The organism is Providencia sp. UF-224 (assembly GCF_058245955.1).
In genome coordinates this window covers 228,113-247,950 of the sequence record NZ_JBSICC010000005.1, presented here as the reverse complement: position 1 = coordinate 247,950, position 19,838 = coordinate 228,113, and the positions used below count along the sequence as shown (strand labels likewise).

At 38.8% G+C, this 19,838-nt stretch carries 15 protein-coding genes; 11 read left to right on the top strand and 4 right to left on the bottom strand.

Annotated features, from left to right (window positions below; genetic code table 11):
• Window positions 1-866: 866 nt before the first annotated feature.
• Window positions 867-1,736 carry an aminoglycoside 6-adenylyltransferase gene (locus AC4IFO_RS07680; RefSeq protein WP_490733226.1) on the bottom strand — a complete coding sequence of 290 codons (870 nt, stop codon included), beginning with the start codon at window positions 1,734-1,736 and terminating at the stop codon, window positions 867-869.
• Window positions 1,737-1,987: 251 nt separating this feature from the next.
• Here AC4IFO_RS07680 and nadA point away from each other — a divergent pair, with 251 nt between their 5' ends.
• From nadA to AC4IFO_RS07660, 4 genes are all read left to right on the top strand, one after another.
• Window positions 1,988-3,028 (top strand): quinolinate synthase NadA, encoded by a 1,041-nt coding sequence (gene nadA / locus AC4IFO_RS07675; RefSeq protein WP_490733224.1) that lies wholly within the window; start codon window positions 1,988-1,990, stop codon window positions 3,026-3,028.
• A 67-nt stretch (window positions 3,029-3,095) separates the two neighbouring features.
• Entirely contained in the window at window positions 3,096-3,818 is a 723-nt protein-coding gene (gene pnuC, locus AC4IFO_RS07670; protein ID WP_490733222.1) for a nicotinamide riboside transporter PnuC, read from the top strand.
• A gap of 352 nt (window positions 3,819-4,170) precedes the next feature.
• Window positions 4,171-5,226 carry a 3-deoxy-7-phosphoheptulonate synthase AroG gene (aroG, locus tag AC4IFO_RS07665; protein WP_490733220.1) on the top strand — a complete coding sequence of 352 codons (1,056 nt, stop codon included), beginning with the start codon at window positions 4,171-4,173 and terminating at the stop codon, window positions 5,224-5,226.
• Window positions 5,227-5,473: 247 nt separating this feature from the next.
• Window positions 5,474-6,403, top strand: a complete 930-nt coding sequence (locus AC4IFO_RS07660) for a hypothetical protein (RefSeq protein ID WP_490733218.1) — start codon at window positions 5,474-5,476, stop codon at window positions 6,401-6,403.
• 56 nt (window positions 6,404-6,459) lie between these two features.
• Here AC4IFO_RS07660 and AC4IFO_RS07655 read toward each other — a convergent pair whose 3' ends face one another.
• Both AC4IFO_RS07655 and gpmA read right to left on the bottom strand, forming a co-directional pair.
• The gene (locus tag AC4IFO_RS07655; protein WP_490733216.1) at window positions 6,460-7,200 is read right to left on the bottom strand and encodes a hypothetical protein; all 741 of its coding nucleotides are present in this window, start codon (window positions 7,198-7,200) and stop codon (window positions 6,460-6,462) included.
• A gap of 160 nt (window positions 7,201-7,360) precedes the next feature.
• A complete protein-coding gene (gene gpmA / locus AC4IFO_RS07650; RefSeq protein ID WP_206085318.1) occupies window positions 7,361-8,113 on the bottom strand; it encodes a 2,3-diphosphoglycerate-dependent phosphoglycerate mutase in 753 nt (250 codons plus the stop codon).
• A gap of 903 nt (window positions 8,114-9,016) precedes the next feature.
• On the opposite strand from gpmA, the gene AC4IFO_RS07645 reads away from it, so the two are divergent.
• The 7 genes from AC4IFO_RS07645 to AC4IFO_RS07615 all read left to right on the top strand — a co-directional run bounded on the left by AC4IFO_RS07645 (window position 9,017) and on the right by AC4IFO_RS07615 (window position 18,231).
• The gene (locus tag AC4IFO_RS07645) at window positions 9,017-9,478 is read left to right on the top strand and encodes a hypothetical protein (protein ID WP_490733214.1); all 462 of its coding nucleotides are present in this window, start codon (window positions 9,017-9,019) and stop codon (window positions 9,476-9,478) included.
• 9 nt (window positions 9,479-9,487) lie between these two features.
• Entirely contained in the window at window positions 9,488-9,808 is a 321-nt protein-coding gene (locus AC4IFO_RS07640; RefSeq protein ID WP_219244283.1) for a PTS fructose transporter subunit IIB, read from the top strand.
• Window positions 9,795-10,913: a PTS fructose transporter subunit IIC gene (locus AC4IFO_RS07635; protein WP_490733211.1), complete on the top strand. Its 1,119-nt coding sequence runs from the start codon at window positions 9,795-9,797 to the stop codon at window positions 10,911-10,913. The genes AC4IFO_RS07640 and AC4IFO_RS07635 overlap by 14 nt, the downstream gene beginning before the upstream one ends.
• A gap of 89 nt (window positions 10,914-11,002) precedes the next feature.
• Entirely contained in the window at window positions 11,003-13,588 is a 2,586-nt protein-coding gene (locus tag AC4IFO_RS07630) for a glycoside hydrolase family 38 N-terminal domain-containing protein (RefSeq protein ID WP_490733209.1), read from the top strand.
• Window positions 13,589-13,606: 18 nt separating this feature from the next.
• Window positions 13,607-15,157, top strand: a complete 1,551-nt coding sequence (locus tag AC4IFO_RS07625) for a fructose PTS transporter subunit IIA (RefSeq protein WP_490733207.1) — start codon at window positions 13,607-13,609, stop codon at window positions 15,155-15,157.
• Between the two features lie 210 nt (window positions 15,158-15,367).
• Complete coding sequence (locus tag AC4IFO_RS07620; RefSeq protein ID WP_490733205.1) at window positions 15,368-16,075, top strand: oligogalacturonate-specific porin KdgM family protein; 708 nt, start codon at window positions 15,368-15,370, stop codon at window positions 16,073-16,075.
• Window positions 16,076-16,107: 32 nt separating this feature from the next.
• Window positions 16,108-18,231, top strand: coding sequence for a metallophosphoesterase family protein (locus AC4IFO_RS07615; RefSeq protein WP_490733203.1), 2,124 nt, complete (start codon window positions 16,108-16,110; stop codon window positions 18,229-18,231).
• Window positions 18,232-18,354: 123 nt separating this feature from the next.
• Here the strand turns inward: AC4IFO_RS07615 and modF are convergent, their stop codons facing one another.
• A complete protein-coding gene (gene modF / locus AC4IFO_RS07610) occupies window positions 18,355-19,830 on the bottom strand; it encodes a molybdate ABC transporter ATP-binding protein ModF (RefSeq protein WP_490733201.1) in 1,476 nt (491 codons plus the stop codon).
• Between the last annotated feature and the right edge of the window lie 8 nt (window positions 19,831-19,838).

Sequence of the window (19,838 nt, the reverse complement as noted above, 5' to 3'; positions counted from 1 at the left end):
GAAGGCTAAATTCGTAGAATTTAAATCCTGCACGACCCACCATCTCAATACCCAATCAAGTAAAACTCAGTCGGTTAGCAAAACCTCGACAAGCTGGTTGCAGGTTCAGGCCGAAGGCTAAATTCGTAGAATTTAAATCCTGCACGACCCACCATCTCAATACCCAATCAAGTAAAACTCAGTCGGTTATCAATACCTCGACAAGCTGGTTGCAGGTTCAGGCCGAAGGCTAAATTCGCAGAATTTAAATCCTGCACGACCCACCATCTCAGCTAATCCCAATACCCAATCAAGTAAAACTCAGTCGGTTAGCAAAACCTCGATAAGCTGGTTGCAGGTTCAGGCCGAAGGCTAAATTCGCAGAATTTAAATCCTGCACGACCCTCCATCTCAATACCCAATCACGTAAATACTCAGTCGGTTAGCCATACCTCGATAAGCTGGTTGCAGGTTTAGGCCGAAGGCTAAATTCGCAGAATTTAAATCCTGCACGACCCACCATCTCAGCTAATCCCAATACCTAATCAAGTAAAACTCACTCGGTTATCAATGCCTCGATAAGCTGGTTGCAGGTTCAGGCCGAAGGCTAAATTCGTAGAATTTAAATCCTGCACGACCCACCATCTCAATACTCAATCAAGTAAATACTCAGTCGGTTAGCCATACCTCGATAAGCTGGTTGCAGGTTCAGGCCGAAGGCTAAATTCGCAGAATTTAAATCCTGCACGACCCACCATCTCAGCTAATCCCAATACCTAATCAAGTAAAACTCAGTCGGTTAGCAAAACCTCGACAAGCTGGTTGCAGGTTCAGAAACATCGAGCAAATCAAAAAACAGCATTCCCTTGCTGCTCATTATTTATAAATTACAATCCTTCAGGTAGCAGTCCGTTATCCTGTAAAAAACCAATCACTAATTCTTGCATTTTTTCAGCCATATCATGCATATCGTCATAACCTTGTAGGTTGGCGAGATCGGTACTGACTTCGGCAAAGCATTGCATTAAACACTGTAATGACAACGCTGCTTTCTCTGCTGTGCCGCAATTAAAAATGGTTTCTAGCGCTTGAACATATTTCTGTGGCATCCATTCATGGTATTTACGGCCTTTATACCAAACATGATGACCTTGAAGGGAAACAAGACCTTCAATCAGCGTTAGAAAATACTGTTTCATATCTGCGCTTCGTGACCAGGCCACCCATAACTCATCGCGGGTTAATGCAATCGCCACTTGATGGGCTTCATGCCAAAAATCGGTAACAATGTCTGCAAATTCAGAAGTGCTTAAAGGCGTAGGTAGCAGCGATGTTGAATTGGCATCCTCAGGCAGACCATCGGTGATCCCCGTTTTATCTAATAAAACAGCAAAACCCCGTGAGAATGTGGCGTCTAGGCCTTCACGCTTCATTTTTTCTAGACGTTCAGGTTCTGCAAAGGTGAAATCTACTTTACGGCCTTCTTCGTAGATAACTAAACACGTTGGCCAATCTGGCGCATCATCTTCTAAGTTTAGTAAGTGGAGCGCGGCTAATGGTTTGCCAAAGTTATCAATCCAGTGCTTTTGTTGAAAGAGTTCTGTGACGCCATAGCCGATTAATTCAATATCAATATCAGAATAATGGTCGATATCTTGCTCACGACCACGTGAACCGGTTAGTACCACGGCTTCAATTCTCGGGTCGAGTAGTGAAATAGAAATTATTTTATTTATTAACGATGCAGGTGATTCCATAACTGGCCCATTTAATATAACAGGATGCGCTAAGATACCGATAAAGTGCAGTAAAAGCGAAGCTTCAAGCGTAAAAAGAATCGAAAAGCGAAAAGAATGTCTGAAAATACGTCTCAATAAATAAAATGAGTGGAGACTTATTAAGCAAAGTGGAGTATCTTGTTTAGTATATAAAACAAAAGTTGCTTTATTTTGTGATTTTAAGCTTAAAATAAGCCTTAAAATCGCTTTATGCTAAACAGAGGCAAGAAATGAGCGTGTTTATCGATTTTGAACAGTCAGTTTACCCATTTCCACCCAAACCTGCGCTATTAAGCTCGGATGAGAAAGTGTTTTATCGCGAACAAATTAAATCTCTGCTGATTGAAAAAAATGCGGTTATCGTTGCACATTACTACACCGATCCTGAAATTCAAGCATTGGCAGAAGAAACTGGCGGGTGTGTCGCAGACTCACTCGAAATGGCGCGTTTTGGCGCCAAGCATCCAGCATCAACATTGGTCGTTGCTGGGGTGAAATTTATGGGCGAAACGGCCAAAATACTTAGCCCAGAAAAAAACGTCCTAATGCCTACACTAGATGCGCAATGCTCCCTTGATTTAGGTTGCCCAGAAGAGGAATTTATTCGCTTTTGCGATGCGCATCCCGATAGAACAGTGGTCGTGTATGCCAATACATCCGCGGCGGTAAAAGCACGAGCGGATTGGGTCGTCACATCCAGTATTGCTGTTGAATTAATCGAGTACTTAGATAGCCTCGGAGAGAAAATCATTTGGGCCCCTGACCGCCATCTTGGACGCTATGTACAGCAACAAACTGGCGCAGATATTTTGTGCTGGGAAGGGGCGTGTATTGTACACGATGAATTTAAAACGCAGTCTTTAGAAAAAATGAAAGCGCTTTACCCTGAAGCTGCGGTGTTGGTTCACCCTGAATCTCCTCAAGCTATTGTCGAGCTTGCTGATGCAGTGGGGTCCACAAGCCAATTAATTAAAGCAGCACAAAGTTTGCCGAATCCATCGATGATTGTGGCAACGGATAAAGGTATTTTCTATAAAATGCAGCAAGCCTGCCCAGAAAAGGCTTTATACATTGCGCCTACAGCAGGAGAGGGGGCAACCTGCCGAACTTGTGCCCATTGTCCTTGGATGGCAATGAACGGCTTAAAAGCGATTGCAGAGGCATTAGAAGGGAACGCTAATAACCATCAAATTCATGTCAGTGATGATTTACGTAAAAAAGCGTTATTACCACTGAATAAAATGCTAGATTTTGCACAGGGTCTAAAATAAAAATAACCGTGTCATTAAATGAAGTACTGAGCAATACAACATTGACTAACATTAAAAGGGTTTCGGGATGGATTTCTTTAGTACAGCCAATACATTAGTGCAGATCCCGCTTTGGGGTTCAGTGTATGATTTATCGTATATTGAGGCCGTGGGGACAATCGCGGGCTTGCTTTGCATTTTACTGGCAAGTTTAGAAAAAACGATTAATTACCTGTTTGGTTTAATCAACGTTTCTCTGTTTGCCGTTATTTTCTTTCAGATTCAATTGTATGCAAACTTACTTTTACAGATATTTTTCTTTGTTGCTAATATCTATGGTTGGTATGCATGGAGCCGTGTGAGCAGCTCTCAACAAGCGGAATTAAAAATTCGCTGGTTAAGTTTACCGAAAGCCTCTGTCACGCTAGTCATTTCCGTATTAGCGGTGCTCTATCTTACTTTTAACATTGATGCGGTATTTGGCGTTCTTGCGACTTGGGCTGTTGAGATCTTGAATATGTTTGGTGCCAATTTAGCGATGCCAACCATAGAGCCTGATGCATTCCCATTCTGGGATTCCGCCATGACGATCCTTTCTGTAGTTGCGATGATTTTAATGACGCGCAAATACGTAGAAAACTGGCTGCTTTGGGTGATCATCAATGTGATAAGCATTGTGATTTTCTTTATCCAAGGGGTATATGCAATGTCGTTGGAATATCTGATTTTGCTGGGTATCGCCTTGAATGGCTCTCGACTTTGGATAAAATCAGCAAAAGAGAATGGCTCAGCGCCTTTGTCTCGCCCATAGACTCAAAAAAAACAGAAAACGGCTAAAGTAACATCCTCGTTATTTAGCCGTTTTACTTATTTTTAACACTACAAAATGTGAATTTAGCCTATTTATTGTGCTGAATATCGCTATTTCACCTCATTTTATAATCAGCCCTAAATAAACCCCTTATTTCTGCGCGCGTTTGGCTGTTTACAGATGTTCGCTGAACGGTTAGATTAAAAATTCGATGCCGATTATCTTTTAAGTTATCAATTCATCTTTAAAGCGCGTTGAGGGAACTTACAGGCGATTTTTGCGCGCTAACTTGAGATAAAAAAGGTATGCAAATCAACAACAGTAAAAAATAATAAACATTGGATATACAGGTATGAACTATCAGAACGATGACGTCAGAATAAAACAAATAAAAGAATTATTACCTCCTATTGCTCTGCTTGAAAAATTTCCAGCAACCGATAAAGCTGCGTTTACCGTTCATGAAGCACGCCTTGCTATTCATAATATTTTAGCGGGTAAAGATGACCGCCTTGTGGTGGTGATTGGCCCATGTTCGATTCATGACACCAAAGCTGCACTTGAGTATGCGGAACGTTTAGCTCCGTTACGTGAAGAATTAAAAGATTCGTTAGAAATCGTTATGCGAGTCTATTTTGAAAAACCACGTACAACGGTTGGTTGGAAAGGCTTAATTAATGACCCTCGTATGGATCATAGCTTTGATATCAACGAAGGCTTGCGTATTGCGCGTGAATTATTATTAACGATTAATAACCAAGGCTTACCAACTGCAGGTGAGTTTTTGGATGTGATTAGCCCACAATATGTTGCTGACTTAATGAGCTGGGGCGCAATTGGCGCTCGTACGACTGAGTCACAAATTCACCGCGAATTAGCGTCAGGTCTGTCTTGCCCTGTTGGTTTTAAAAATGGGACAGATGGCACAATTAAAATTGCCATTGATGCGATTAACTCTGCGCGTTCCGCTCACTGTTTCTTATCTGTGACTAAATGGGGGCATTCAGCCATCGTCAACACAGGCGGTAACCCTGATTGCCATATTATCTTACGTGGTGGTAAAGAGCCAAATTACAGCGCTAAACACGTGAAAGAAGTGCGTGAAGGCTTAGAAAAAGCAGGTTTAGTGCCAAGCATTATGATTGATTTTAGCCATGCTAATAGCTGTAAAAAATTCGAAAAGCAAATAGAAGTGGCGACGGATGTTAGCGAACAAATTAGCAATGGCGACCGCTCAATTACGGGTATTATGATTGAAAGTAATTTGGTTGAAGGTAACCAAAACTTAGAGTCAGGTGAACCATTAGTGTACGGTAAAAGTGTCACTGATGCGTGCATTGGCTGGGCAGATACTGAAAAAGTGTTACGCCAATTATCCGATGCGGTGATTGCTCGTCGCAATAAATAAATATATTTATATCTAAAAAGCCAATTCATAAACGAATTGGCTTTTTTATTTGTGCCTTTTAATTTATAGGTTAAATATTATTTGAAAAATTAATAATTTCAATATTATTTATCTTAAAACTAAATTTGTTTTTGGTTTTTATTTGGTATATTTTCATCTTTCACATTTTATAATTTTTATCTGTATTTTTTAAATTAATCTAATTGAATTTTTATTACACCAACCAACATGGTTTAAAGGGACTTAAATGAATAACAGTGATATAAACTATCAAGTTAAGCTAATTGACGATAGTCATTATCTTAAAGAGAAAATGGATTTTTTATTGAATCTCAAAAAGGAATATATCGAAAAAACATCGGTATATTTTAAGTCTTATTCACCTGCTAATTTGCTCAGTAACTTTGTTTTATCACCTAAAACTGAAACATTGGAATACACTTATGCCATTAATCAATATAAAAAAAAGATAGGTGATATAAATTCAAAATTTGAGATATTTCAAAAAGGATTTGAGTCTTATCTCAAAGATAGAACACGTAGTAACTACGAATTATTGAAGGATTTCCATAAGGATATCAAATCGATACCTATTGATTATCCAAGATATAATCCTTATGTACAGAGACTTAGAAGAAGGTTAAGCACTGAAAATAATAAAGATATGCAAGCATTGGAAGGAGAAACTCGCCAACTTAATCATGAGCTTAAAGGCATAGGAAATATTATTGATGATATGATGGAGACGGTTGAGTTATTTGAAATTCAAGGTGTTTATGATGGAAAAGATTATATTAAACATTCTGACTACGTAAAAGAGATGAAAGGTATATGTGAAGGCTTTATTGAAGCTAAAAATGAAATGTTAAATAATAAATCACATGGTTTGTCAGATGATGATATTAAGTTGGTGAAAATAGATGTTCTTTATTATGAAAATAAAAATAAAGAATATTTAAAGTTTATTGAAATGGTAGAGAGCGTAATTAAAAATAAAATGACTAAAAAAACCTCCCCTGAACTAAATGAAATTAAAGCATTGGATAATAGTCAGCTAGATATATTAACGAATTTAATAGCGAGCTCTCAGGTAGTAAGTTTGAATACAATAGTAAAAAATAAAAAAATAGGAAGCGCAATTACAGACTTTTTCTTTTCAAATAAACAAATAGTATAATTTAAACTTAGTTAAACCCCTGCCAGTTAAGTGGTTGGTAGGGGGATTCGCAAAAATTATTTTGGAATATGGTTTAGAAAAGCCTCAAGCTTCTCTTTTTCTTCTGGTGTTGCATTTGCTGGGGTTGCCGTTAATTGCAAAACACCCTCTGGCATTTGAACGTCAAAGAACACTTTCCCTTTCTCACCTTTCACATAAGTGACATCTTTTAGTGGAATGCGGTAGCAATGCGCAAAAATATTTGGGCGAATATAAAACTGGGCATCTTTAACGGCTAAATAGAGGTTATCACTGGCTTTTTTACCAAAGTAACCAAGGAAAATGGTCAGAACAAACAAAAACATGCCTAAACTTTGGCTCAGTAAAATAAAGGCAATACTGATAATACCAAGGGAAATCACGACAATACGGTTATTGCGTTTGTTAAATTCAATTTTTTGTGTAAAACCGATATTGAGGCTAGTATCAAACGGCTCTAATTGGCGATAACGCCAGCGAGTAGCCGAAAAAATCATTCCCATAGCAAATACAATGGTAATTGGCATCAATGCAACGCTACTGATAATTGCTAAAGCGATAGAAAGTTTAGGCTTATAGGCCAGCACCATCATGCTGACAATTTGAATTGGAAAGCTAACACAAGCAATGATCATTAGGGTTTTCATGAGCTCATGATTAGCCGCGCCATTTGAGCCATCTATAACCAGTTCCCCTGCATTGATCATGTACAGAAGCGAGCCCAAAATACTGGCGCTGAGGACTAAACCTACCCAAACATAGATATTAAATTTATTCATTTCGTTGTTTTATCAACCTTTCAAAAAATTTTCCCTATGATAGTCGGTTATTGGGTTTTCTGACACCTCGAGTTCGTGTTTTTTATGAAGAGGAGAATTATGGGCAATAAAAAAGGCTAAGCTTTCGCTTAACCTTTTATTAGCAAAATAGAGTGAATACTTACTTCGCTTTACCTTGGTTCGCTACCGCAGCTTGTTTTGCAGCGATTTCGTCTTGGTTACCTAAGTAGTAACGTTTGATTGGTTTCATGTTTTCATCGAATTCATAAACCATCGGTACCGCTGTTGGGATGTTCAGGTTCAGAATTTCATCTTCGCCCATGTTATCCAAGTATTTCACTAGCGCACGCAGTGAGTTACCGTGTGCAGCAATGATGACTTTCTCACCGCTTGCAACACGTGGCTTAATCACTTCTTCCCAATAAGGAACAACACGGTCGATAGTGGTTGCTAAGCTTTCAGTTACAGGTAATTCGCTTTCTGATAATTTTGCATAGCGTGGGTCGTGACCAGGGTAACGCTCATCATCTTTAGTCAGATCTGGTGGGGTGATTGCGAAACCACGACGCCACAGTTTCACTTGCTCGTCACCGTATTTTGCCGCAGTTTCTGATTTGTCTAAACCTTGCAGGGCACCGTAGTGGCGCTCATTCAGTTTCCAGCTTTTTTCAACTGGCAGCCATTGCTGTTCAACTTGATCAAGAATGTTCCACAGGGTGTGGATAGCACGTTTTAGAACAGAAGTGTATGCAAAATCAAAGACAAAGCCTTCATCTTTCAGTAATTGGCCCGCAACTTTTGCTTCTTCGCGGCCTTTATCCGATAACTCAACATCCGTCCAACCTGTGAAGCGGTTTTCTTTGTTCCACTCACTTTCACCGTGTCTTACTAAAACCAGTTTAGTTACAGCCATAGCTAAAACTCCTATCAGTACATTCTAATTAGAAATGAATTGTTGCTGACCTACATTATAGGGATAGTCAACTTGAACGCTAGTAGCAACTTGCGTTTTCTCCCTATCGATGTGAAAAACAAATTTTACACCCTGAGTGTGATTTGTTTTCTAGGTTGATAAACTTTTTCGATACACTAAATTTAACTCGAATTGAATCGATACAGCAAGCGATAAAATCACTGTTTACACATTCTCATGACTGACATCAAGCAAAGCACCTCACTGTTTTAAGGAAAGTGGTCAGCAGCTCACTGATTTTACGAATGACTAAGAATTATCGTTTTTGCCAGCTTAAATTGGGTGTCATGTTTAGGAAAAATTTTCAATGATGCAAGGTTAGTGGCTTGCTAAAGTGCTGAAATTAGTATGGTGCGCTTAATAAGTAACCAGTTCAATGGCGTCATTATTGCTTCCATACATATTCAAAGCTTATTGCCAAAATAATTGAAATGACAGTTCATAGAAAACAATTATCCCGACCTATCTTAAATTATTTACTGTTTGAATTTAACGTTTCACGGTAATTCCCTTATTAAAGGCAGTTAATGGAAACGTGTTTTATATAAAATTATATGAAATGAAGATTTATTGAATCAATATAAATTTCTGGATTAATTGCACTGATTATTTTTGAATATTTAGTTTGTTATTCTGATTGTTATTTTAATAAAAATTTTTTTAAAATAAAAAATATAGTTTATATTGTTGCTAAGTACTTATTAATCAATTTTTTATTGGCAATCAAAAAAATAAAAAATACTTTTTTAGATTAAATATCAATCCAATTTAATAAATGAGGGTGGAATCACAGTAATTCTTTATTTTATAAGTTTAGAATGATGCTAATTTCTAAAGGGGAACATGATGACTTTGCATTTTGCTTCATTTTTTAAAGCCTGCTTTTTAATTTTGCTTTCGTGTGATGGCAGAGTTAAGGCTTTATTGAGCAAAATTTGCTGGTTCGTTCCGGTGTCCTCTTTAGAAAAAGATGAATCAGAGCAGGTTGATCAATTTGAAAATGATTTTTCTGTCAATTGGTCACAGTTATGGTTAAGTGCACAGAAGCTTTATACCGCTGTATTTGATAGCGAACCGAGTAAATTAGAAAGAAAATCTTGCGCGAAGCCAATGATAGCATTAAGCATTCTCAAGCGTTATGAGTTATTGTTTTTATTCCTTATTTCGAGTTTACGTCACTTGATGACTTGTCGTCACTCTAGTGGTGCGCCTGGAAATATGGCTCACTTATTTTTATTGCCTTTTAAAAGCACAATGCGCGTTTTCGCCATTGTGCTTTTTTTATTACCTGAATTAAATTCTTAAGGAGTTTTTATGTTTATTGTCTGTGTCGCAGCTTGTCCTACCGGTGTCGCTCATACCTATATGGCTGCAGAATCGTTAGATATTGTTGGAAAAAAACGAGGCCACGAAATTAAAGTTGAGACCCAAGGAAGCATGGGGATTGAAAATGAAATTACGAGCGAGGACTTAGCACGCGCAGACGCAGTTATTTTAGCCGCAGATGTTGCAGTAATTAATAAGGAACGATTTGATGGAATGATTAAGCTTGAATGCAGTGTTGCAGACCCGATCAAGTATGGCGATGCAATTATTGATGCAATTGAGGAGGAAATGAAGAATGGGGCAGTTTAGTGGTGGGTCTAAATTAGGCGTTGGTACGGAAATTAAAAATGCCATTATGACGGGCGTATCATGGATGCTGCCATTTGTTATTGCTGGTGCAGTGATAATGGGGATATCGCGTATTGGTGCATCACTCTATGGTATTGATAATATTTGGGATGCTAGTCATCTTGAAGCGACAAATGTTATGGTGCAAATGTTGCACAAATTTGATGGGTTCGGTGGATTAGCCTTATCTCTCATGTTACCCATTGTTGCAGGGTATATTAGCTTTGCTATTGCGAATAAGCCTGGATTAGCGCCGGGAATGGTTGGCGGTTTATTGGCTAGCAATTTAGGGACGGGGTTTTTAGGTGCGTTGGCTGCTGGATTTATTGCAGGTTATATCGTTCGCCTGCTAGCCAAATACACCAAATTACCCAAATCGCTTGCGTCCGCAGGGCCTATCTTTATTTTGCCCGTCGGCGGTACACTACTAACCTGCATTATTATGGCATTTGTGATAGGCGCTCCATTAGCAGCACTCAATCATGGCATGGAGCAATGGCTTCTATCTATGTCGGGTTCAAATAAGGTTATTTTAGCCGCAGTGATCGGTGCGATGGTCGGTTTTGACCTTGGTGGCCCCGTTAATAAAGCGGCGGTAACGACAGCAATGGCATTATTAGCGTCAGAAATTTATGAGCCAAATACGGCAGCACAGGTTGCAATTATTATTCCACCGATTGGCATTGGTCTAGCAACGCTTATTTGGGCTAAGCGTTTCCCTGAGTCTTTACGAGAGGCGGGGAAAGCCTCAACACTCATGGGACTCATTGGTGTTTCAGAAGGCGCAATACCTTTTGCATTAGCAAATCCCAAAATCATTATTATCAATATCATAGGTGCGGCAACGGGAGCTGCGATGGCTGTGGGATTAGGGGCAATAAATCATGCTCCAATTTCGGGTTTTTATGGGTGGTTAGCCGTAGATAAATGGCCAATATATATATTATCTGTAGCTGTTGGTTCTGCAATTATCACCATTGGTTCTTTATTAATATTTCGTGGAAACGAAACGATAGAAGCTAAAAAAGCAGAAGCACCTGCACCTAAATTTAAAGTCGGACGTTAGCTGAATATTTATATTCTTAATTAGGTAGTGTTAATTATCGCGAATAACGTGACGGGTTCGTTCGGTCAAAATTATTTAAAGGTTACATCATGAAAACTGTACATTTAATTCAACATACACATTGGGATCGTGAATGGTATTTCACTGAGAATGATTCCAAAATTGTTCTTTATTATTTTATGAATGACTTAATTAAACACTTACAAGAAGATCCTTCTCTTGGGCCATTTATATTAGATGGGCAAACCGTGGTGTTGGAAGATTATTTACAGGTAGCACCGGAACAGCGTCAATGTTTACAACAATTAATTAAACAAGGACGGATTTTAATTGGGCCTTGGTACACACAAACGGACTTTTTAGTGGTAGGCGCTGAGTCCATCACGCGAAATTTACTGTTGGGTAAAGCAGATTGTGCACTATGGGGAAATTATATGCCTGTGGGATATGTGCCTGATTCATTTGGGCAAAGTGCACAGCTCCCTATGTTTTTGCAAGAGTTTGGCATTGAAAATGCGGTTGTATGGCGTGGCTGGTGTGAGCATGATATTGCAAGTAGTGAATTTATTTGGAAAGCAAAATCTGGTCATCAAGTTATTACCGCAGTATTACCTTGGGGTTACGGTTGTGCAAAATGGTTGCCCGATAATCCAGAAAAAGCATTAACGGTTTTACCTGCAATTTTAGAAAAACAGGCGCGTTTTGCTCATTCAGACCAAATATTATTACCAAATGGGAATGACCAATCGCCATTTGAATATGCTGTGCCAGCGATGCTTGAGCAGCTCAATAAAACACAAAATGAATATTATTTTGTCAAAAGCAGTTTTAGTCAGTTTTTTGATGAAATTAAAGCTAATAGCACTACATTGCCTGAGTTTGAAGGGGAACTACTGAGTCCGAAATATATGCGTGTTCATCGTGGTATTTTTTCGACTCGCATGGACATCAAATTATTAAATGCAAAGTTAGAGCAATTTGTTAGCCAGCAACTAGAACCACTGTTGTCAATTAATTGGCGACTTGGTTTACCGTATCCTCAAATCGCGGTTGATAATATTTGGCGTAAAGCTATGCAGTCACATGCTCATGACAGTATCGGCGGATGTAACTCTGACCGAGTTAATAGCATGGTGAAAGCACGCTTAAAAGATGGTTTAGAAAGCGCTAATCAATTATTTGACCTGAATATGAAGATGTTAGCGCGAGGTATTGAGGCTAAGCAAGACGGTAAAAAAATCATCATTTTTAATACGTTACCACACAAAAGAGATGCACAGGTTCGTATTACACTTTACACACCTGAAAATGATTTTTGTATTAAAGATAATACAGGAAAGCCTTGTCTCTGGCAGCTTGTTAGTGAAGAAAAACAAGATATGTCATTGATTGTACAAGAGTTGGCGAATAGCACGACAACGACATGGTATCGCAAATGCGAGATCTTACTTGAAGCGAAAGACTTACCTTCTTGTGGTTATCAGACTTTTTATTTAGTTGAAGGTGAAAGCGCAGGTTTTGAACTTAAAACGGATACTCAGGTAGAAAACACATTAGAAAATGAATGGCTAAAACTTGAAGTTAATCAAGGGCAGCTGACGCTAATCGATAAGCGTAATCAACAACAATACCCGAATATTCTTCGCTTAATTGATAGTGGTGATGCGGGGGATAACTACAATTATTCGCCTCCTGAAAACGACTGGTTAATCAATAGTGATGGGCACTTACAACAATGTGATTGTGTGAGAGCACCTTTAATGGATTCATTTGTACTCCAGTGGTCTATTCCTGTTCCGCAAGATGCTGCTGCGCGTCAAGAAAAACGAGCTAATGCACATTTAGTCGCTAGCATGAAAGTCTCTTTGCCTCATGATAAGGCATGGTTAGATGTTGAAGTGACGATTAATAATACGACCGAAGATCATCGAGTTCAGGTTGAAATTCCAACGAACGTCCAACAGGCATTTCATTTTGCAGATCAGCCATTTGGCTTAATTCAACGTGAAAATAGCCCCGCAGCAATGAAAGTGTGGCGAGATGAGAGCTGGACAGAGGCACCAACAGCACTTTATCCAATGCAAAGTCTAGTTATGCAACATGATGATAAAAAAGGTATTTGTGTTGTTACTGAAGGGCTTCGAGAGTACGAAATACCTGCGAGTCATACTGAAACTATTCGAGTAACGCTTTTGAGAAGTGTCGGGTGGCTTGGTCAAGCAAACCTCACTTGGCGACCAGGTAGAGCATCGGGCATGGTGCTACCGTCACCTGAGTCACAAATACAGGGCTCGCATCATTTCCATTTTGCTGTGTTGCCAATAAGCGATGGCCTGAGTGCGAAGCTTTGGCGCGATATTGAGCATTGGCGTTTGCCTGCATTTGGTTACCTAGACTCAGGTTGGTCTCAATTTAAAATGAATCCACATAATATTGTTTTCCCAAATCATTATAGCTTACTGACATGGGATAGTGAGTTACATTTCAGTACGTTAAAAAAAGCACAGAACCAAGAGTCACTCATTTTACGTGGGTGGAACCCAACGAACGAAACTAAAACATATTCAGAACCAAAATCAAATACACAAATACACCAAGTAACTTTATCGGAATCGGTATGCATAAATACGGCTAAAGCAGCTCCTTGTACACCAGTGTCTTGGTTAATTAGTTAATTAGAAAAGGAAAATATTATGCAAACACTACCATTTCGTTGTGAGTTACCCAATGGTATTCATGCAAGACCAGCGAGTGCTATTGAACAAAATACCGTTGGTTTTCAATCGGATATTATATTGTTTAATCAAAGTAAAACTCGCCAAGCGAATGCCAAAAGTGTGTTGGCACTTGTGGGGGCGGACGTTACTCATGGTGATGAATGCTATTTTACAATTAGTGGCCATGATGAAAATCTCGCTTATGCAAAATTAAAGGCCTTTATTGAACACGAATTTATTCATTGCGACGAAAAATTCCCGCAAAAAGATAAGCAGGAACAAAGCATTATTCCTGTTTACCTAAGTCGAACGACTTCTCAAATGGTTCGTGGTCATGGTATTAGTCAAGGCATTGCAAAAGGAAAGGCCGTTTATGTGCAATCGTTTGATTTACAACAAATTGCCTGGTCTGAGCCCTCGAGTACCCAAGCAGAGCAAGGCGCAGCGTTAACACATGCGTTGCAATGTGCTCGTCAGCAGTTTACTCAAGATATTGAACAAGCTGATAAGGTGGCAATAAATATTTTAGAGGCGCAGAGCCAATTACTCGATGATGAGGATGTTGAGGCGTGTCTATTGGAGCCCAGAGAAGCGCATAATGCGATAGCCGCATTATCAATGGCAATTGAAGAGCTGAGTTTGCCATTTCGGGAAAGTAGTAATGAATATTTACGCCAACGCGAGCTAGATATTCAAGATTTAGGTTTGCGTATTGCAAAGTACCTTGGTATTCAAACTAAAATACAACTTCCTGAATTAACAGAAGATTCAATTGTTGTCTGCCAAGGGGTATTAACGCCAAGCGAATTATTGGCGTTAAGAGGAGAATATCTGCAAGGTATTGTAATGGGGCAAGGAGCAGAAACATCCCATACCGCTATTTTGGCACAGTCTTTTGCTCTGCCTTTAATGTGTGTAGCACCTCCAACTATTGAGTCGATTCAATCTGCTCAAGTCATATTATTAGACTCGAAATATGATTTGTTAGTACTTGAACCCGATGCTTATGCAGATAATTGGCTAAAATTTGAAAAAGAAAAATTATCTCACTTATCAGAGTCTTTAGATGAATCGAATATTGAATATGCTGTATTGAGCCCATCCTTAATTTTACTTGATGAAAGTATGGCAAGTAAGGATGAGGTTATTAAACGGTTAACAGATAACTTAGAAATTAATCATCGAACAAATTCTGGTGTGCAAGTTGAGCAAGCAATATGGAAAAGAGAGGAAATATTTAGTACAGCCTTAGGGTTTTCAATTGCAATTCCACACTGTAAATCACCTTTTGTTAAACATAGTAGTATTTCAGTATTACGTTTACCTAATGAATTAGCGTGGGGGGATAACGTAGATGTTAAATTAGTTATTATGTTAACGATTAATGATTCTGATGAAAGTCAACATATGCGAATATTTTCTATATTAGCTCGCAAATTAATGCATGAATCTTTTCGAGAGAAAATATTAAAAGCAAAAAATAAAATTGATATTGTTGAATTGTTAAAAGTTGAGTTGGAATTATGACTTAATTAAATGAGAGTCTAATTAAAATAAAATCCTTACCTTCCTTTTTGGTTTTACTTTAAAGGCTGAGACTCTTTGTTTTTAAAATATATGAAATTAGATAGTTAGACTGGAGGGGACATACCATAAAAAACCAAAATTTAAAGAAGAATTAATAATTTTCACTATTTAATACAACAAAATAAATATTAATTATATAGGAATGAACTTATGAAACATTTAACTCTAGGTATCTCTACATTATTATTTTGCACAGCAGCGAATGCGACGTATATAGACTATCGCCATGAGTGGTTAGGTGATGAACACCGTCATGAAGACCGTGTCAAAATTGGACACAGCATGAAAAATGGGACTTATTTCAGTCTTGAAGGTAAATGGCGAAGTCGAGATGGTGGATTTGGTGAAAATTTATCATCAAAAGGAAATGAAGTTGAAGTCGGTTACAAATATAAAGCGACAAAAGATTTTGTTTTAACGCCTTCTTTTGCTTTAGATTCAGGGGATAAAGATACGGCTTATAAATTTAGTGTCAAAGCTGCTTATAACTTAACAGATGATTTTAATGTTGGTACTCGTTTACGTTATGGAGTAAGGCATTTTGACAATTCCAATAAACCGAAAAAAGATAACCAGCATTATTGGCAGAGTAATTTTTATTTAGGCTATAAAATACAAGATGTTTCATTAAGTTATGACTTTGAATATAAGTTTGATACAGACTACCCTGCATATAAAGGAAAAGAAAAAGATTATGCACATAATCTAAATGTATCTTGGATTGGGAATAAAACTTGGGTTCCTTATGTTGAATTAGGGTATGTCTCTTACGATGATGGTTCATATGTCAAAGATGGAAAAACTTACCGCGATGCATGGCAGTGGCGTTATCGCGTTGGAATTGCCTATAACTTCTGATAGAAATAGCTAATTATCTAAAGGGAACAAATATGAACAATAAAATCAAATACGGTTTTGCCCTTGCTTTGATGTCTGCGGGAACGCTGGCATTGGCTAATGATTCAACGAGTAACGCGTATAACTATCGTGTTGCTTTTATGCCGGACATCCATTTTCATGACGTATATAGCCAATTTTCCGATAATGCATTTGATGGGTTAAAAAACAGTAAAAGCGGCCAAAATGCAGTTATTCGTTCTATGTATGCACAATTAACCTCTACTCGCTTGTTTAATGAAAATTATTTTGCATTGCGTGCGGCGTTAGATGATGCAGGCAAGAAAGGAATTAAGCTCATTGCATTACCCGGTGATTTTACCGATGACGGGCAGCCTATCCATTTGCGTGGTTTAGTGAAAGTTTTACAAGAATACGAGCAAAAATACGGTATGCGTTTTTTTGCAACACCGGGCAACCATGATCCAAATCGTCCATTTGATATGCCGGCAGGAAAGGAAGATTTTCTTGGTGTAGATGGTAAAACGCAACGTATCTTTAGTTTAGGTGCCAGTGAATGTACGGGGTACCAAGGTAAAACAGCGATTATAGAAACGGGCGCTGAACTCCCCACCATTTGCTCAGAGGAGATGGTCTACAGTGGCTACGGTCGTGTAATGGATGCAATGAAGTCCTTTGGTATTAATCCCCTACCGGAAGATATTTATTGGGAAACACCTTACTCGAACTACGGCTCAAAAGGTTATAGCTATGAAGCCGCTCTAAATGCGAGTGAATTTAGCCAAAGACAGTATGAAATTTGTGCTCAGGGAACCGGTGGACAATACAAACAAGCAGGTTATGGTCCTTGTTTTGATGTGGCAGATAGTAGCTATCTTGTTGAGCCAGTTCCAGGTTTGTGGTTAATGGCGGTTGATGCCAATGTTTATGTACCTTCAGAAAAGGCGGATATTAATAATCCGAAAGCCGCTAAAAACTTTGCAGGTTCAGGCAATGCAGGTTACAACAAAATGTTGACGCACAAACAGCACACTGTTGAATGGATGACGGATGTCGCCAAACGCGCTAAAGAGCAAAACAAAACACTAATCACCTTCAGCCATTTTCCGATGGTTGAATTTGATAATGGAGCAGCTGACGACCTTGAAACTATTTTTGGTAAAGGCAAATTCCAGTTAGAAAGGGCGCCTAAAGAAGACACTAGCCATGCAATGGCAAAAACGGGAATTGGTGTTCATGTCGGCGGTCATATGCATTTTAATGATACGGGTGTGCGTCAGTATCCAGATGGTAGTTTGCTTTTTAATATTCAGGCTCCATCGATGGCGGCATATGTTCCAGCGTATAAAATCTTGAATTTTAAAAATGCCAATGAGATTGACGTACAAACTATTGTTATAGAAGACGTTCCACGTTTTGATGAGCTATTTGAGCACTACCAGCAAGAGTGGGATCATCTCAAGAATACAAACTCGTCACATCTTTGGAATAAAGATATTTTAAAAGCGAGTAACTATTATGATTTCACAAATTGGCATATTACGGAGCTCACTCGCTTACGTTTTATTCCTGAAGAGTGGCCATGTGAAATTCGCCAAATGTTATTTAGTTTAAATGGCGAAGAAATGCTGATTTTGAGCCAATTAGATACTCAGAATGCTTACAGTGATGTGTTAACCGCTCCACTAAGTCAAAATCATGAAATATGCGTGAAAGATTCAGACCCTGGAACCGTCAATATCACTGAGGTTTATTTAAAGAAAGATTCAGATGCATGGAAAAAAGCTCGTGATAAAGCCGCTGTCGTGGCGAAGAAAGCTGGCTATCAATTAAATGATTTTGCGAAGTGGAATGGTTTTGATCTTGCTGTTGATTTTTACCGTTTACGCAATGCTGATGAACTTGCATTGCAAGATATTCCTGTCGAAAGGTTGAATCAGTATCGTTTTCTAACAGGAACATTATTATCATCGTTACCAAGCACTACAGACAAAATTAATACTGATAGTACTTTCGAAAATATTTTTAAATTACGTTTTGGCAGTATTTTCACGGTGATTGATAAATACTTACAAGGTAATCCTAGCCGAGATTTTTATATCAACGTTGAAACAGGTGAAATTAAGCCGATGAATGTAGAGCAGGGAAATAAGTAATTTAAATGTTGTAGTTAATAAATAAGATAATAAAAATCACTGGCAATATTGTGTTGTCAGTGATTTTTTTATGCATAAAGCCACTCAAAGAAGAGTGGCTTGGATAGGTTTTAACTAATTGATTTATTGATAAACTTCTCCAATATCGTAACGATATTTTCCGTTTTCAGGAACGAAAGTTAGCCGGTGAGTAATACAGGCTGGTGCATCTTCTTGATGGTGAGTGACAAATAGCAGCTGAGTGTTGCCTTGCTTGAGCATCACATCAATAAAGCGCAGAACGAGTAAACGGTTCAGTCCATCAAGCCCTTGAAGGGGCTCATCTAAAATCAGCATCGCTGGGTGTTTGACAAGTGCCCGTGCGATTAATACTAACCGTTGTTGACCCCACGAAAGGCTATGGAAAGGTTGTTGTGCAGTTTGGGTTGGGAATCCCAACAGCGCTAACCATTCATATGCTAATTGTATCTGGCGGTCTGATGGTGTTTGGTATAAACCGATTGAATCATGGAAGCCTGAAATGATTACATTCAGCACGCTAGTGGCAACACGGTATTCTTGGTGAATACTGTTACTCACATAACCGATATGGCGCTTGATGTCCCAAATGGTTTCTCCGCTACCACGGCGACGACCAAATAAGGTTAAGTCGTTGCTATAGCCTTGCGGATGGTCACCCGTGATTAAACTTAATAAGGTGGATTTCCCCGCGCCATTTTCACCGATAATTTGCCAATGCTCACCGGGGTTAACATGCCAAGTTAACCCATGCAAAATGGGTTTGTCGTTATAACTGATAACACCATTATTTAATATGATGCGAGGCGTCGTATCATCCAGTTTTTCATCGTTTGTTGGGTCTTCCGTTTCAGGAATGGCAAGCTGCTTAATTTTTTCACTGTGCTGTAACTGGCTGATTAGGGTGTTAGCAAGTACTGACTCTCTATCACCAGACATTGTTAATTTACAATCAGCGACCACCCCCATATTTTCAATATAATCAGGAAGTTCATCAAAGCGGTTTAACACCAAGACTATCGTAAGGCCTTTTTCAGATAAACTGTAGAGCAACTCACTCAAGTTACTTCGTGAATAGACGTCTAAGCCATCAAAGGGCTCATCTAAAATTAATAGGTCGGGATTGCCCATTAATGTTTGGCATAACAGTACCTTACGTGTTTCCCCTGTAGAAAGGTATTTAAAGCGGCGAGAAAGTAAATCGCGAATGCCAAACCGTGTGGCGAGCTCTAAGCAATATTCATTGTCTTTATGGTTTAATTGAATGATTTCAGCAGCGGTATAACCCGTATCTTCCTCATCATCACTGAGCAAGTCGGTATTATTGCGTTGCCACTCTTCGCTAATAATCTTTTGTAGCTGCTCAAATGAAAGACGAACAGGGGAGTTAAAGGTATTTTTAACAACTCCAGAAAGCGGTTTGAGTTCATTCGATAGAACACGTGCCAGTGAGGATTTACCACTGCCGTTAGAACCGATAAATGCCCAGCTTTCACCCTTATTAATATTGAGTTGTTGAATATCAAGTGTTTGCGTTTCGCTGAGCTTAAAGCTGCTATGTTGTATTGTTATTGAGCTCATCAAGCTTC

Coding starts and splice junctions, on each gene's coding strand:
- AC4IFO_RS07620 (WP_490733205.1), top strand. CDS start 15,368: ATGAAACATTTAACTCTAGGTATCTCTACATTATTATTTTGCACAGCA.
- AC4IFO_RS07645 (WP_490733214.1), top strand. CDS start 9,017: ATGATGACTTTGCATTTTGCTTCATTTTTTAAAGCCTGCTTTTTAATT.
- nadA (WP_490733224.1), top strand. CDS start 1,988: ATGAGCGTGTTTATCGATTTTGAACAGTCAGTTTACCCATTTCCACCC.
- AC4IFO_RS07660 (WP_490733218.1), top strand. CDS start 5,474: ATGAATAACAGTGATATAAACTATCAAGTTAAGCTAATTGACGATAGT.
- AC4IFO_RS07640 (WP_219244283.1), top strand. CDS start 9,488: ATGTTTATTGTCTGTGTCGCAGCTTGTCCTACCGGTGTCGCTCATACC.
- AC4IFO_RS07625 (WP_490733207.1), top strand. CDS start 13,607: ATGCAAACACTACCATTTCGTTGTGAGTTACCCAATGGTATTCATGCA.
- AC4IFO_RS07615 (WP_490733203.1), top strand. CDS start 16,108: ATGAACAATAAAATCAAATACGGTTTTGCCCTTGCTTTGATGTCTGCG.
- pnuC (WP_490733222.1), top strand. CDS start 3,096: ATGGATTTCTTTAGTACAGCCAATACATTAGTGCAGATCCCGCTTTGG.
- AC4IFO_RS07630 (WP_490733209.1), top strand. CDS start 11,003: ATGAAAACTGTACATTTAATTCAACATACACATTGGGATCGTGAATGG.
- gpmA (WP_206085318.1), bottom strand. CDS start 8,113: ATGGCTGTAACTAAACTGGTTTTAGTAAGACACGGTGAAAGTGAGTGG.
- AC4IFO_RS07635 (WP_490733211.1), top strand. CDS start 9,795: ATGGGGCAGTTTAGTGGTGGGTCTAAATTAGGCGTTGGTACGGAAATT.
- aroG (WP_490733220.1), top strand. CDS start 4,171: ATGAACTATCAGAACGATGACGTCAGAATAAAACAAATAAAAGAATTA.
- AC4IFO_RS07680 (WP_490733226.1), bottom strand. CDS start 1,736: ATGGAATCACCTGCATCGTTAATAAATAAAATAATTTCTATTTCACTA.
- modF (WP_490733201.1), bottom strand. CDS start 19,830: ATGAGCTCAATAACAATACAACATAGCAGCTTTAAGCTCAGCGAAACG.
- AC4IFO_RS07655 (WP_490733216.1), bottom strand. CDS start 7,200: ATGAATAAATTTAATATCTATGTTTGGGTAGGTTTAGTCCTCAGCGCC.